The organism is Citrobacter sp. GW821-FHT07H02 (assembly GCF_059418505.1).
On the sequence record NZ_JBWKPZ010000006.1, the window covers coordinates 112,141 to 126,524 of the forward strand.

15 protein-coding genes and 1 riboswitch are annotated in these 14,384 nt (G+C 54.1%); of the genes, 12 read left to right on the forward strand and 3 right to left on the reverse strand.

What is annotated here, in order from left to right; all coding sequences use genetic code 11:
* Positions 1 to 4: 4 nt before the first annotated feature.
* The 3 genes from pduC to pduA are packed head-to-tail and all read right to left on the reverse strand — an operon-like array spanning position 5 to position 2,781.
* Positions 5 to 1,669: a propanediol dehydratase large subunit PduC gene (pduC, locus tag AC07NP_RS09540; protein WP_192612675.1), complete on the reverse strand. Its 1,665-nt coding sequence runs from the start codon at positions 1,667 to 1,669 to the stop codon at positions 5 to 7.
* Between the two features lie 18 nt (positions 1,670 to 1,687).
* Positions 1,688 to 2,500, reverse strand: a complete 813-nt coding sequence (pduB, locus tag AC07NP_RS09545) for a propanediol utilization microcompartment protein PduB (protein WP_192612674.1) — start codon at positions 2,498 to 2,500, stop codon at positions 1,688 to 1,690.
* Positions 2,497 to 2,781, reverse strand: a complete 285-nt coding sequence (gene pduA / locus AC07NP_RS09550) for a propanediol utilization microcompartment protein PduA (protein WP_001183618.1) — start codon at positions 2,779 to 2,781, stop codon at positions 2,497 to 2,499. Before pduA ends, pduB begins: the two co-directional genes overlap by 4 nt.
* Positions 2,782 to 3,297: 516 nt before the next feature.
* Between pduA and pduF the strand changes: the two genes are divergently transcribed.
* The 12 genes from pduF (at position 3,298) to AC07NP_RS09610 (ending at position 14,384) form a co-directional block, all read left to right on the forward strand.
* The gene (gene pduF / locus AC07NP_RS09555) at positions 3,298 to 4,107 is read left to right on the forward strand and encodes a propanediol diffusion facilitator PduF (protein ID WP_494660307.1); all 810 of its coding nucleotides are present in this window, start codon (positions 3,298 to 3,300) and stop codon (positions 4,105 to 4,107) included.
* Positions 4,108 to 4,307: 200 nt separating this feature from the next.
* Complete coding sequence (gene pocR / locus AC07NP_RS09560; RefSeq protein ID WP_494660308.1) at positions 4,308 to 5,219, forward strand: transcriptional regulator PocR; 912 nt, start codon at positions 4,308 to 4,310, stop codon at positions 5,217 to 5,219.
* A 312-nt stretch (positions 5,220 to 5,531) separates the two neighbouring features.
* A riboswitch (cobalamin riboswitch) is annotated at positions 5,532 to 5,706 on the forward strand.
* Positions 5,707 to 5,802: 96 nt separating this feature from the next.
* Positions 5,803 to 7,182 (forward strand): cobyrinic acid a,c-diamide synthase CobB, encoded by a 1,380-nt coding sequence (locus tag AC07NP_RS09565; protein WP_494660309.1) that lies wholly within the window; start codon positions 5,803 to 5,805, stop codon positions 7,180 to 7,182.
* Positions 7,179 to 8,138, forward strand: coding sequence for an adenosylcobinamide-phosphate synthase CbiB (gene cbiB, locus AC07NP_RS09570; RefSeq protein ID WP_494660310.1), 960 nt, complete (start codon positions 7,179 to 7,181; stop codon positions 8,136 to 8,138). Before AC07NP_RS09565 ends, cbiB begins: the two co-directional genes overlap by 4 nt.
* Positions 8,139 to 8,148: 10 nt before the next feature.
* On the forward strand, positions 8,149 to 8,781 hold the full coding sequence (locus tag AC07NP_RS09575; protein WP_494660311.1) for a cobalt-precorrin-8 methylmutase: 633 nt from the start codon (positions 8,149 to 8,151) through the stop codon (positions 8,779 to 8,781).
* Positions 8,778 to 9,917, forward strand: a complete 1,140-nt coding sequence (gene cbiD, locus AC07NP_RS09580) for a cobalt-precorrin-5B (C(1))-methyltransferase CbiD (protein WP_494660312.1) — start codon at positions 8,778 to 8,780, stop codon at positions 9,915 to 9,917. Before AC07NP_RS09575 ends, cbiD begins: the two co-directional genes overlap by 4 nt.
* The gene (locus AC07NP_RS09585) at positions 9,911 to 10,516 is read left to right on the forward strand and encodes a cobalt-precorrin-7 (C(5))-methyltransferase (RefSeq protein ID WP_494660313.1); all 606 of its coding nucleotides are present in this window, start codon (positions 9,911 to 9,913) and stop codon (positions 10,514 to 10,516) included. Before cbiD ends, AC07NP_RS09585 begins: the two co-directional genes overlap by 7 nt.
* A complete protein-coding gene (locus AC07NP_RS09590; RefSeq protein ID WP_494660314.1) occupies positions 10,506 to 11,075 on the forward strand; it encodes a decarboxylating cobalt-precorrin-6B (C(15))-methyltransferase in 570 nt (189 codons plus the stop codon). The genes AC07NP_RS09585 and AC07NP_RS09590 overlap by 11 nt, the downstream gene beginning before the upstream one ends.
* Positions 11,068 to 11,841: a cobalt-precorrin-4 methyltransferase gene (locus AC07NP_RS09595; protein WP_162379877.1), complete on the forward strand. Its 774-nt coding sequence runs from the start codon at positions 11,068 to 11,070 to the stop codon at positions 11,839 to 11,841. Before AC07NP_RS09590 ends, AC07NP_RS09595 begins: the two co-directional genes overlap by 8 nt.
* Complete coding sequence (gene cbiG / locus AC07NP_RS09600) at positions 11,822 to 12,877, forward strand: cobalt-precorrin 5A hydrolase (RefSeq protein WP_494660315.1); 1,056 nt, start codon at positions 11,822 to 11,824, stop codon at positions 12,875 to 12,877. The genes AC07NP_RS09595 and cbiG overlap by 20 nt, the downstream gene beginning before the upstream one ends.
* Entirely contained in the window at positions 12,877 to 13,602 is a 726-nt protein-coding gene (locus tag AC07NP_RS09605) for a precorrin-3B C(17)-methyltransferase (RefSeq protein ID WP_494660316.1), read from the forward strand. The genes cbiG and AC07NP_RS09605 overlap by 1 nt, the downstream gene beginning before the upstream one ends.
* Positions 13,599 to 14,384 (forward strand): cobalt-precorrin-6A reductase, encoded by a 786-nt coding sequence (locus AC07NP_RS09610; protein WP_494660317.1) that lies wholly within the window; start codon positions 13,599 to 13,601, stop codon positions 14,382 to 14,384. Before AC07NP_RS09605 ends, AC07NP_RS09610 begins: the two co-directional genes overlap by 4 nt.

The window sequence follows — 14,384 nt, forward strand, 5'->3', positions numbered from 1 at the left end:
CCCCTTAGCCAAGTTCGTTGGGATCGAGTGCGCCAGGGATATTTTTTATCTCTTCCCAGCGTTCGCCTTGCAGGCGATAGCCTGTTGCCGGACCGGCATAATCGTTAATGTCATTCACTGCTGAGAGCACTTGTCCATCACCAACGATAATGGCGGAGGTATGCAGATAGTCTCCGGTCAGCTTGGCTTTCTGGATGTTGAGCATGTCCTGAGCAACGTCGGTGAAACCGCCCTGGGCGAGGGCTTTTACCACTTCCAGACCGTTACGGTTCTTACTGATGATCTCCTGCGCGAACTTGAGATCTTCAACGATGTTACGTTCCGGCATGTCTTTCGAACCGTGGGCGTAAGTGGCGGCTTCGACTTCTTCGTCAGTGATTGGTGGAAGACCCATACCGGCAAAGACGGCCTGCAGCGCGCGAGCGGCTTTATTACGAATAGCGATGACGTCTTCTTCACGTACCGGACGTAAACCCCCGTCCACTTTCAGGTCGCGCTGGAGAACGTTGTAGTCGTCAAAATCCTCGGCATCTTCGTTGGAGCCGGCAAACATGTTGTCGTAGTTCGGCACCGCAGAATAACCGGAGGAGATAAAGTCCGTTCCCGGCAGGAACTGCATCAGCAGGCGCGCAGTACGGCGCATGTCGGAGTGGGTGAAGGTCTGGTCGTTACTGGAGGCGCACTCCAGATCCAGCGACGAGCAGATCAGGTTTTCCGCCAGCACGGCGCGAATCCCTGATGGCACCGCAGAAGGCACGCCAATGCAGCTCACCGAACCGTTTTGTAACCCCTGTACGCCAGCGGCTTTCGTGATGTAAATGCAACGCGCTTCCAGGTACAGCATCGACTTGCCTTCGGCGTAACCCATTTGTACTTCAGAGCCAGAGCCAGAGGTAAAGCGCATTTTCAGGCCGCGAGAGGCATAAGACGAGGCCAGAAAGCCTTTTGACCAGGGGGTATCGTCACCGTCAGTAAAGACAGGTTCGGTACCGTAAACGGAGATGGTTTCGGCGTAGCAGGTATGGCCTAACATGCCGAGCTTCAGTTCGGTAGCTTCTTCCAGCGAACACTGGGTTAATACGCCAGGACGACCGACCTGGGAGCCAACGAGCAGAGCGATAGCGTTGAACGGGGCGTAACGCGCAACTGCAACGGTCGTCTCTTGTTCATCAAATCCGCGCCATGCGCCTTCGGCGGCATCGGCAGCGATCTGTACCGGGTTATCTTTGATGTTGGTCACGTGCGCCTGTTGAGAAGGAGTACGACGAGCGCGCATTTTCTGCATCGCCATCATCATCTCAACCACGTTCATGTGTGACACCACTTCAACGATTTTCGCCGGTGTCATCGCGGTGGTGAGCGGTACGATGTCACTGCGTTTTACATTAGGGTCGCAGAGCATATTGGCGAGCTTGACCGAGTCCATCTTCATGACTTCTTCGGCGCGCGCCAGATTGATCCCGTAGCGGGCGATAAAATGGTCAATCAGGTCAAATTCGCTGGCGGCTTTGCCATCCAGTTCGGTCACTGCGCCGTTGACGATTTTAATCGAGGGTTTAGGATCGTTCGGGCTTTCCATTGCAATGAAGCCTTCTTCGATCCACTCCTTAACGAAGCCGTCCTGATTCACAGGGCGTTTCGCCAGTGCTTCAAATCTTTTCGATCTCATGAATCAGCCTCATGGGTATTAGATATAGGACGGACGATCGTTTTTCGGTTCAGAACCGAGGGTCGACAGGACGGTTTTGCCAATTTCACGCGCAGAGATAACCGCCTGACGTACAGCGCCGGAGTCACCGGAAATCACCAGAATGGCTTCATTACTGAAGCTGGTTCCATGTGCCGGAGAGCTGTAGGCCACAACCTCAACGTTGGCGGATTTCAGCGCGGTATCAGCCATTAACACGCCAACAGACGCTGGAGCGCCAACGATGACGCCGCAGGCACGACCGAGTGGTGCGCCGAACGCTTTTTCAAGGGCATAACTGGCACGCGCGGTGTACTGCAGTTCCAGATGGCCCGCTTCATTGGCGTAAACATCGCCAAAGGTACGGTCAAGTTCCTTGAGTGCGACTTCGATGCCGCGTTTTACGTCTGAAACATCGTTGCCGCCCAGAATGATCAGTGAACCATGCCCGGCGCCGCCCTTGGTGTCGCGGGGAAGCTCAATGCTGACCACTTCCGTATTCGTCGCTTTTACGGCTTCATCAGCGGCCATGATGTGTGGACCTGCGCCCGTACGTGCGCCCAGAATGCCAATTGAGCGATAACGCTTCTCAAGCTTCATTGCTTCCAGTAAGGCACTGTCTACGTTCGCGATGACCAGACCAACAGTGTCGCCAATCGCGGTGCCGACAAATTCCGTTAAACTGCAGCTCTTTTCTGCCATAGCCGTCTCTCGTTTTGGATAGGGTTTATCAGGGGTGACCGGTTGAGCGGGGGTTGCCACGCGGGCAATCACCTGCGCCATGATCTGTTCCACCAGCTCATTGCTGCTCATTGGCTAATTCCCTTCGGTAAGATTTTTTCTACATCGGTATGCGGGCGTGGAATAACGTGTACGGCTTTCACTTCTCCCACGTTGCGGGCAGCTGCCGCACCTGCATCGGTAGCCGCTTTGACTGCGCCGACGTCACCACGAACGATAACTGTCACCAGTCCAGAGCCAATTTTTTCGTAACCGACCAGCATGACATTGGCTGATTTCACCATCGCATCAGCGGCTTCGATGGCAGCGGTTAAGCCTTTGGTTTCTACCATTCCTAATGCTTCTTGTTGCATAAAGACCTCGCCTGGGTTGTCCCGATAATCAGGACTATAAAAAGAAGCGAGGAAAAAGAATGGCTGACTTATCTTTGAACGTGAAAAAATAGTGGGTAGTTGATAGTATTAAATTGCTTAAATTAATTGTATCTTGCTGTTTTTAATGGAAAATAAAATAAATTATAATGTAATTATTTTGCTTTTGTTATTTCATTTTTACATTTTACCAGATGACAAAATAAAATTAATTTGCCAGGGGTAAATGAATGTGTGATGTTTGTTGGAAATTTAAATATTGGATTTAGCCATTTTTTATTAATACAACGATCGTGCTTTATTTATCGAATCGCTCGTGGCGTCTGCTCTAGGGGGTAAACGGATAGCAATAATTTGTTATTGCGGCACGATTTTTCAGAGCCAGCCAGCCTTCAGGTTGCCAACAATTTGCAGAGAACAGTTTTTATAGTGAAAGTCGGGCCGTCAGCGGGGGTAGCTTGCTGACACAGACACAAACTCTGCTTAGAAGGTGTCACAATGAACGACTCACTAAAAGCGCAATGCATTGCCGAATTTTTGGGCACCGGGCTGTTTTTGTTTTTCGGTATTGGTTGCCTCAGCGCGCTCAAAGTTGCTGGCGCAAGTTTGGGATTATGGGAAATCTGTATCATTTGGGGGTTAGGGATCTCGCTTGCCGTTTATCTGACGGCCGGAATATCCGGTGCGCATTTAAACCCGGCAGTGACGATTGCATTATGGTTGTTTGCCTGTTTCCCTGGCCGTAAGGTTTTGCCTTACACCATAGCCCAGCTTGCTGGCGCGTTTGGCGGGGCGATGCTGGCATATCTGCTGTATGGCAGTCTGTTTATCGAATTTGAAACGGCTCATCAATTGGTGCGTGGCAGCGTCGAGAGTTTGCAACTGGCGAGTATTTTCAGTACCTATCCGGCTGCGGCCTTGAGTGTATGGCAAGCGGCGCTGGTGGAAGTGGTGATCACGTCCATTCTGATGGGGATGATCATGGCGCTGACTGACGATGGCAATGGTGTGCCTAAAGGACCGTTGGCCCCTTTGCTGATAGGGATACTGGTGGCGGTTATCGGTGCTTCCACCGGACCTCTGACCGGATTTGCGATGAACCCTGCGCGTGATTTTGGCCCGAAACTGTTCGCATGGATGGCAGGATGGGGAGACATTGCGATGACGGGCGGACGTGATATCCCATATTTTATTGTACCTATCGTGGCACCTATTGTTGGGGCTTGCGGGGGGGCGGCAATCTATCGCTATTTTATTGGCAAAAACTTACCGTGTAATGCCTGTAAGCTGGAAGAAAATCAGGGGTAACGCCGTTTTTATGGGCTTTTTCTGAAATAGGTAAATGATTTCGTGATCTGGTTTCACGAACTGAATAAAACGTCTCCCAGGGATGGGGGACTTTTGTTATTGTGCATTTTGCTTTGTTCATTAATATCCCAGGAAAATGATCAGGCGAATGTAAATAAAATGTGCTGTTTATAACAATAAATTAACTGAGGGGTTTTATCATGATTTCTGCGAGCGCTCTGAACTCAGAACTCATTAATAAAATCGCCCAGGATTTTGCACAAGCCACCAGTCTGGCCGTTGTGGTTGTCAATATTCATGGTGATGAGATTTCTGAGTTGTTTAATTTCACACCATTTTGTCAATTGATGCGCCAACATCCTCAACACAGTACGCGTTGTCGTATGAGCGATCGCTGCGGCGGTCTGGAAGCATCAAAATCAGACCAACCTTGTATTTATCGCTGCCATGCGGGTTTAACCGATTTTTCTATTCCGTTGGTAATTGCAGGTCATCTGGTTGGTTTTGTCCTTTGTGGACAAGTGCGTTTAAGCAACGATGTCGGCCTGGTGGATATTCTTAGTGTGGATGACCGTTGGCAAGCCGATCCCGAACTGCTGAATGAATTTCATAACGTACCTGAGATGGACTATTCAAGGGTGATGGCGTCAGCAGACCTGTTGAAGCTTATTGTTGAAAATTGCCTTAAAAAACAACTTAATTTTGTTGTTATCAAGGATAACCCACAGCAAGCTGAACCTGCCCGGGCGAACCGTAGCCCTAATCCGCATGACAGTAAAATAAAGAAAGCGCTGCGCTACATTGATGCGCATTTGTCGGACGATCTGCGTCTTGAGGATGTCGCTTCACATGTTTATCTTAGCCCGTACTACTTCAGCAAATTATTTAAAAAATATCAGGGCATCGGTTTTAACGCTTGGGTAAACCAGCAAAGAATGGCCAGCGCCAGGGAACTGCTGTGCCACAGTGACTGGAGCATTGCCAGCATTGCGCGTAATTTAGGCTTTTCTCAAACCAGTTATTTCTGCAAAGTTTTTCGCCAGACGTATCAGGTGACGCCGCAGACGTTTCGCCAGCAAATTAATGAAAATTCCTCTATTGAATCTGCGTAAATATCAATATCTGGCAATTGCCGATTTTTGATATCCTGTGGCATGTCAGCCTTTATAAAATGAAAACAATCATCTCAATGCGATAAGTTGTCGTAGCGCAACAAAATAGTCTTATTTGAGGGATAAACTGCGTCTGTTTTTATTTTTGTGATGGGGTGCAGTTTCGGGAAGTGTGGTTTTTATTATTATTTCCCCGCTGCACTCATTCAATACATATACGAGTGAAATATGCATGTAAACGCCAGGAAATTGGCGTAAGAAAGAGTGAGATGTAATTAGAGTTTAATTACCGTTATGGGTTACGAAAAATGCCCATAACGTAAGTCGACAGGTTTGCCACATTTGTGGCAGGGAAGGGGGTGAGAATCCCCCGCAGCCCCCGCTGCTGTGATGCTGACGACCCCGTAAACGCCACTGATCGCAAGATTGGGAAGGACGGGTGAGGATGACGCTGAGCCAGAAGACCTGCCTGTCGACCATTACCAACAACTTCGGTGGGAAGTGGGTTGATCGGAAGCGTATCGTCTGAAGACGGGTTACAAGCGCATCTCTACACCCCTACCACCCTGAACAGGATCAGGGTATGGCGGCACGTTCTCACGCATTTATTCTTGCAGGCACCGGAAGCGGCTGTGGCAAAACCACGGTAACGCTGGGTTTGCTGAGTCTGTTAAAACGTCGCGGTCTGCGTGTGCAGCCCTGCAAAGTGGGACCTGACTATCTCGACACGGGCTGGCATACGGCGGTCTGTGGCACGGCCTCCCGCAATCTCGACAGTTTTATGCTCCCTGAGCCCGTTCTTAATGCCTTGTTTTGCGAGCATATGCAGCAGGCTGACATTGCCGTCATCGAAGGGGTTATGGGGCTGTACGACGGCTACGGCACCGACCCCAATTATTGCAGTACGGCGGCAATGGCGAAGCAACTGGGTTGCCCGGTTATTCTGCTGGTGGATGGCAAAGCGGTATCAACCTCGATTGCCGCGACGGTGATGGGATTCCAGCACTTTGATCCTGACCTCAACATCGCGGGTGTCATCGTCAATCGCGTTAATAGCGAAGCACATTACCAACTCCTCAAAACGGCAATTGAACGCTACTGTACGGTGCCCGTTCTGGGCTATGTCCCTCGTGCTGAGGGCGTTTCATTGCCTGAACGCCATCTTGGACTGGTCACCGCCCGAGAGTCGCTTATCAATCAGCAACCGTGGCAGGAATTTGCCAGTACCCTCGAGCAGACACTGGATATCGACCAGCTGCTTTCGCTGAGTCATCTCACGTCGCTACCTGAAGGAGAATGGCCGACATTACCCTCCGCTTCTGCTGGCAAAGGGCTTACGCTGGCGCTCGCGGATGATGAAGCCTTCAATTTTTATTACCCGGACAACATCACTCTGCTGGAGCGTACTGGCGTCCGTATCACGCGTTTTAGTCCTCTTCATGACCGCAAACTTCCTGACTGTCAGATGATTTGGCTTGGCGGCGGGTATCCTGAACTGCATGCGGCGGGTCTTGCCGAAAATACAGAGATGTTGTCGCAATTGCGGGCAGCGCACCAGCGCGGTGTGGCTATCTATGCGGAGTGCGGCGGTTTGATGTACCTGGGAACCTCGCTGGAGGATGCAACCGGATCGGTCTATCAGATGGCCGATGTTATTCCAGGCCACAGCCGGATGGGAAAACGACTTACCCGCTTCGGCTACTGCGAAGCGCAGGCCCTGCAGCAAACACTGCTGGCAGCGGCAGGTGATGTGCTTCGTGGGCATGAATTTCACTACTCGGATTTTACCCCAGAAATACCGGCCGTGATGGCGTGTCGCAAAGTCCGTGACGGTAAAACCTTGCAGGAATGGTCCGGCGGCTGGCAAGTGGGCAATACCTTTGCCAGCTACCTTCACGTTCATTTCGCGCAGCGTCCACAAATGTTGAACCACTGGCTGGCTGCGGGCAGGGAGTCACTATGACATTGCTGGCATGGGGCGTTGCCTGGCTTCTCGATTTCATTATTGGTGACCCGCAAAACTGGCCGCATCCGGTGCGCTGGATAGGCAATTTAATTTCCTCAGTTCAACGCCTTGTCAGACGTTATTGCCATAGCGAGCGCGCGCTGCGGGTAGGTGGTGCGGTGATGTGGGTGCTGGTGGTCGGCGTGACCTGGGGTGTTTCCTGGGGCGTGCTGACGCTGGCGACGATGATTCACCCCTGGTTTGGCTGGCTGGTTGAAGTCTGGATGATCTTTACCGTCCTGGCAGGGCGTTGCCTGGCAAAGGCCGCGATGGATGTTGAACGTCCATTGCGGGCTGGCAATCTTGCCGAAAGCCGGGAAAAGCTCGCCTGGATTGTGGGTCGGGACACGTCGCAGTTACAGCCGGATCAAATCAATCGTGCAGTGGTAGAGACCGTGGCGGAAAACACCGTTGACGGCATTATTGCGCCGCTGTTTTTCCTGTTGATTGGCGGCGCACCGTTAGCCATGGCCTACAAAGCGGTCAACACCCTTGATTCTATGGTGGGCTATAAGCATGAAAAATACCGGGCCATCGGTATGGTCAGCGCCCGCCTTGATGATGTGGCGAATTACTTTCCAGCCCGTCTTAGCTGGCTGTTGCTCAGTCTTGCCGCAATCCTGTGCCGTCAGGATGGCGCCCGCGCACTGCAGATCGGCTGGCGTGACCGTTACAACCACAGCAGTCCAAACTGCGCCTGGTCTGAGGCTTGTGTGGCTGGGGCGCTAGGGATTCGCCTGGGCGGTCCGAATAACTACTTTGGGCAGCGCGTTGAGAAACCCTGGATAGGCGATGCGCGGCGCGACATTTCTGTAGACGACATTTCCCAAACGATTCGATTGATGTGGGTAGCTTCGACCCTGGCCCTTGCGCTGTTTATGGTGGCGCACTGGCTGGTAGTTGGCGCGGCCTGAGGAGAAATACATGCAATACATCCAGCAACCCCAGGCGATTGAAACCAAAAGTTTCGACATCATTGGCGAGATTATTCGTGAGACCCGCCCGGATTATCAATTTGCCAGCCCGTTGCATGAAGCGATCATCAAACGGGTTATCCACACTACGGCAGATTTTGACTGGCTGGACATTTTGTGGTTTTCCAGAGATGCGCTGGAGCACCTGTGTGCGGCACTCCAGCGTCAGTGCGTTATCTATACCGATACCACGATGGCGCTTTCCGGGATCAATAAAACCCTGCTGGCCAAATTTGGCGGTGAATGCCGCTGCTACATCAGCGACCCGCGCGTCGTGAGTGCAGCAAAAGCGCAGGGGATCACCCGCTCAATGGCGGCCGTTGATATTGCGGTTACTGAAGAGAGCGAAAAGGTGTTTGTGTTCGGCAATGCGCCAACGGCATTGTTCCGACTGCTTGAACATGATGTTGCCGTCAGCGGCGTGGTCGGTGTGCCAGTAGGATTCGTTGGCGCCGAAGAGTCGAAAGACGCGCTAACGCAAAGCAACCTGCCGGCGATCGCCGCATTGGGGCGCAAAGGCGGAAGTAACGTGGCTGCGGCCATCGTGAACGCCATGTTGTACCACCTGCAGGGGGCGCGATGAGCGACGCATCCTTTGATGCCCCGGTATGGCACAACGGCAAAGCGCTTCGCAAGGGGTATACCACGGGATCCTGTGCAACGGCGGCAGCAAAAGTCGCTGCACTCATGGTATTGCGCCAGCATTTGATTCATCAGGTTTCTATCGTTACGCCTTCCGGGGTAACGCTGTGTCTGAACGTTGAGTCTCCCCACATCGAAGGGCAGCAGGCCATTGCCGCGATTCGTAAGGATGGCGGAGATGATGTGGACGCCACCCACGGCATGTTGATTTTTGCCCGTGTGACGCTGAATGACAGCGGTGAGATCGTCTTGCTGGGCGGAGAGGGCGTTGGCACGGTCACCCGTAAAGGTATCGGTTTGCCTGTCGGTAGCGCGGCGATCAACCGCACGCCCCGGCACACCATTGAATCCGCAGTACGTGAAGCCATTGGTCCGGCGCGTGGCGCAGAAATTGAAATCTTCGCTCCGGAAGGTGAAGAGCGAGCGCAAAAAACCTACAACTCACGCCTCGGGATTCTGGGGGGGATTTCGATCATTGGCACGACAGGAATTGTGACGCCAATGTCGGAAGAGAGCTGGAAACGTTCGTTGTCGCTGGAGCTGGAGATCAAACGCGCAGCGGGTCTGGACAGGGTTGTGCTGGTGCCAGGCAATCATGGTGAACGTTTTGTCCGCGAGCAAATGGGAATCGACACTCAGGTTGTCGTCACCATGAGCAATTTCGTCGGCTACATGATTGAAGAGGCAGTGCGACTGGGGTATCGCCACATCGTGCTGGTGGGACACCCTGGTAAGCTCATCAAAATCTCCGCTGGGATCTTCCATACGCACAGTCATATCGCCGATGCCCGCATGGAAACGTTAGTGGCGCATCTGGCGCTCCTTGGCGCACCGCGTGAACTGCTGACGCTGGTCAGCGACTGCGATACCACCGAAGCGGCGATGGAACACATCGACGCCTACGGATTTCAGCGCATTTACCCGCATCTGGCCGAGCGAATTTGTCTGCGCGTCATGCAGATGCTGCGCTTTACGAAAAACCCGCCTTGCTGTGACGCCATCATGTTCTCTTTCGAGAATCAGGTTCTCGGCAGTAACCGCCCGGTCGAAGAGATTGCGAGGGAGATGCAATGTTAACGGTGGTGGGAATGGGGCCGGCAGGGCTACATCTGATGACGCCTGCCGCCCGGGAAGCGGTGGCGCAAGCCGACGTCCTGGTGGGCGGGAAACGCCATTTATTACAGTTCCCTGATTTCAGCGGCGAACAGTTTGTGCTCGGCGCCAACATTGCAGAACTGCTGGACTGGGTTGCCCGCCATGACGATAAACGCGTGGTGGTACTGGCCTCTGGCGATCCGCTTTTTTACGGCATCGGCACGCGCATGGTGGCGCATTTTGGTCTTGAGCGGGTGCGCATTATTCCGGGTATCAGCGCGGTGCAATATCTCTGCGCGCAGTCAGGCGTTGACATGAACGATATGTGGCTCACCAGCAGCCACGGGCGCAGCGTCTGTTTTGACGAACTAGCGCGGCACAACAAGGTCGCGATGGTGACAGACACGCTCTGCGGCCCACGCGAAATAGCGGCTCAGTTAATGAAACGCGGTAAGGGACATCGCTGGATGGTGATCGGTGAAAACCTGGCGATGGAAAACGAACGGATCCACTGGCTGCCCGTCAGTGAGGTCAACAGCGACTATGAGATGAATGCAGTGGTGATCCTTGATGAAAGATGAGCTGTTCCTACGTGGAGAGAAAGTGCCGATGACCAAAGAAGTGGTTCGCGCACTCGCCCTCTCAAAACTTGAATTGCACCGCGCAAGCCATCTCATAGATGTCGGCGCTGGAACCGGAAGCGTCTCGATTGAGGCGGCGCTGCAGCATCCTTCTCTGCATGTCACCGCCATTGAGCGTAATCCCGCAGCGCTGCGACTGCTGGATGAAAACCGCCAGCATTTCGCCTGCAGCAACATTGATATCCTGCCGGGTGAAGCGCCAATGATGCTGACCGAGAAATCCGATGCGGTGTTTATGGGCGGCAGCGGTGGTCACCTTACCGAACTGATTGACTGGGCAATGCGTCAGCTTCACTGCGGCGGCCGCCTGGTCATGACCTTCATCCTGCAAGAAAACCTCAATACCGCGCTGGCGCATCTGGAGCACATTGGCGTGCAGGACGTGGATTGCCTACAGCTACACGTTTCGTCACTGACTGCCCTCGGCAGTGGTCACTATTTCAAACCGAATAATCCTGTTTTTGTTATCGCCTGTCAGAAGGAAGAACACCATGTCTGAGACATTTGATCCCCGTAGTGTGTGGTTTGTCGGCGCAGGTCCTGGCGACCGTGAGTTGATCACCCTCAAAGGCTACCGTTTGCTGCAACAGGCGCAGGTGGTTATCTATGCAGGCTCGTTGATTAATACCGAATTGCTGGATTATTGCCCGCCAGAAGCAGAGTGCCACGACAGCGCGGAACTGCACCTGGAACAGATCCTCGACCTGATGGAAGCCGGTGTGAAGGCGGGAAAAACGGTGGTGCGTCTGCAAACCGGCGATGTATCACTGTACGGTTCTGTGCGCGAGCAGGGTGAAGAGTTGACCCGGCGTGGCATCGACTGGCAGGTGGTGCCTGGCGTCAGTGCTTTCCTCGGCGCGGCCGCCGAGCTTGGCGTGGAATATACCGTCCCGGAAGTGTCGCAGAGCCTCATCATTACCCGTCTGGAAGGACGGACTCCGGTACCTGAACGTGAACAACTGGAGGCGTTTGCCAGCCACCAGACGTCAATGGCTATTTATCTTTCAGTCCAGCGTATTCATCGGGTCGCGGAGCGTCTGATTGAAGGTGGATACCCGGCAACGACCCCTGTGGCGGTGATCTACAAAGCGACCTGGCCGGAAAGTCAGACCGTACGCGGCACACTGGCAGACATTGGCGACAAGGTCCGTGACGCGGGGATCCGCAAAACGGCGCTCATTCTGGTGGGGAATTTCCTCGGTGATGAATATCACTACTCCCGACTTTATGCTGCGGACTTTAGCCATGAATACCGTAAAGCCTGAGTCTATTGCGCTTTTTTGTTTGACGCCTGGCGGAGTAGTGCTGGCGAAACGGCTGGCGGCAATGCTGCCGCTGACCTGCTTTACCAGTGAGAAATTGCTGGAAGAGGGGTTTGTGCCGTTTACCGACGGATTTGCCAGTACGGCACGGGACGCGTTTGCGCAATATTCGGCGCTGATTTTTATTGGCGCGACCGGTATTGCAGTACGTGTGCTCGCGCCGCTGGTGAATGACAAATTCAGTGACCCGGCAGTCGTCGTCATCGATGAGCGCGGGCAGCATGTGATTAGCCTGCTCTCCGGTCATGCCGGGGGCGCCAATGCGCTCACCCGCTACCTTGCGGGCATGCTGGGCGCCGATCCGGTGATTACCACCGCGACCGATGTTAACGATATGGCTGCGCTGGATACGCTGGCGTTCCAGCTTAACGCCCGAATGAATGATTTTCGCACGGCCGTGAAAATCGTTAATCAAATGCTGGTCAGCCAGCGGCGGGTGGGGCTGTGGTGGGACGACGCGTTAGCCGAAGAGGTCAGCCACTGTGACAAACGCGGTTTTATCATCGTGACCGACCTGCAGCAACTGCCGGAGCTGGATGCGCTGATTTGCATCACGCTACGCACTGATTTGCCCGCACTGCCAGTACCGCACTGGAAACTGGTGCCCCAGCGGGTTGTCGCCGGGATTGGCTGTCGTCGTGACACGCCATTTCCGCTGTTAGCTAACCTGTTGGCGCGTCAGCTTGAAGCACAGCGGCTCGATCCGCTGGCATTAAAAGCAATCGGCAGCGTCAACCTCAAAAAAGACGAGCAGGGGCTGATTCAACTGGCCTCCTGTTGTCGTGTTCCTTTCGAAACCTTTTCCGCTGACGCGCTGCGTGAGCATGAACATCGCTTTCCTGCTTCGTCGTTTGTGCGTCAAACGGTGGGCGTCGGTAGCGTATCAGGGCCGGCAGCCTGGCTGCTGAGCCATGGACAACTGTTAGGCGAGACCCTGCGTGAGCAGGGCGTGACTATTACTTTGGGAGTTTCACACTGATGTTAACCGTAATTGGAATAGGCCCTGGCTCGCAGGCAATGATGACGATGGAAGCGGTCGAGTCACTACAGGCGGCGGAAATTATTGTCGGTTACAAAACCTACACCCACCTGGTGAAAGCCTTCACGGGCGACAAGCAGGTGATCAAAACCGGCATGTGTAAAGAGATCGAACGCTGTCAGGCGGCGATTGAACTGGCGCAGGCAGGGCATAACGTGGCGCTGATCAGCAGCGGCGATGCCGGTATTTATGGCATGGCGGGTCTGGTGCTGGAACTGGTCAGTAAGCAGAAGCTGGAGGTTGAAGTCCGTCTGGTTCCCGGCATGACCGCCAGCATTGCGGCCGCGTCTCTGTTGGGCGCGCCGTTGATGCACGATTTTTGTCACATCAGCTTAAGCGATCTGTTAACGCCGTGGCCGGTTATTGAAAAACGCATTATCGCCGCGGGCGAAGCTGACTTCGTGATTTGCTTCTACAACCCGCGCAGTCGTGGTCGTGAAGGGCATCTGGCGCGCGCGTTCGAATTATTGTCGGCCAGTAAGAGCGCAGAAACTCCGGTTGGCATCGTGAAGTCGGCGGGACGTAAGAAACAGGAAAAATGGCTGAGCACCCTCGGCGGAATGGACTTCGAACCCGTGGATATGACCAGCCTGGTGATTGTCGGTAACAAAGCCACCTACATCCAGGATGGTCTGATGATCACGCCAAGAGGCTACGTGCTGTGAGATACGGCGAGGTGCTGGTGATGGGCGGAACCAGCGATGCGCGGGCGCTGTGTCAGCAACTGGACGCGGCGAACGTCCCTTACACCCTGTCGGTGGCGACCCCCACTGGCCAGCAACTGGCAGGGGAGATTAAAGGGCAGGTGCGATGCGGTCGTCTGGAGCTGGAGCAGATGATCGCCTGGCTGCGGGACAACCGCACCCGCTGGGTGATCGATGCGTCACATCCGTATGCCGAAGTGGTGAGCCGTAACATTCTGCGCGCCTGCGAAGCGGCGGGCGTGTTGCTGAGTCGCTACCAGCGCCCGGAGCAACTCAGCGACCTGACGCACCCGTTGCTTTATACCGTTCAGAGCATTGCACAAGCCTGTGAAGTGGCGCAGAAGTTTGGCGATCGTGTGCTGCTGACCACCGGCAGTAAGGACCTGGCGCAATGGCGCGCAGGGCTGCCGGAGAAAACATTGCTGGCCCGTGTCTTGCCCGTTCCTGATGTGATTGCGCAATGCGCAGAACTGGGATTCGGCGTAGGGGAGATCTTCGCCCTCTGCGGCCCCTTTAGCGCTGAATTTAACGCCGCGTTTTATCGCCAGTGTCAGGCCGACGTGGTGGTGACAAAAGCCTCTGGCGCAGAAGGCGGTTATCAGGAAAAAGTTCAACCCTGTCTGGATGCTGGGATCCCCTGCATCGTGATCACCCGCCCGGCGCCGTTGGTGACGGGAGACGAATTACTGGAAAGTCAGGCCGCATTTGCGCAGCGTTTAGCACGCTGGCTGGCCGCTGATTAA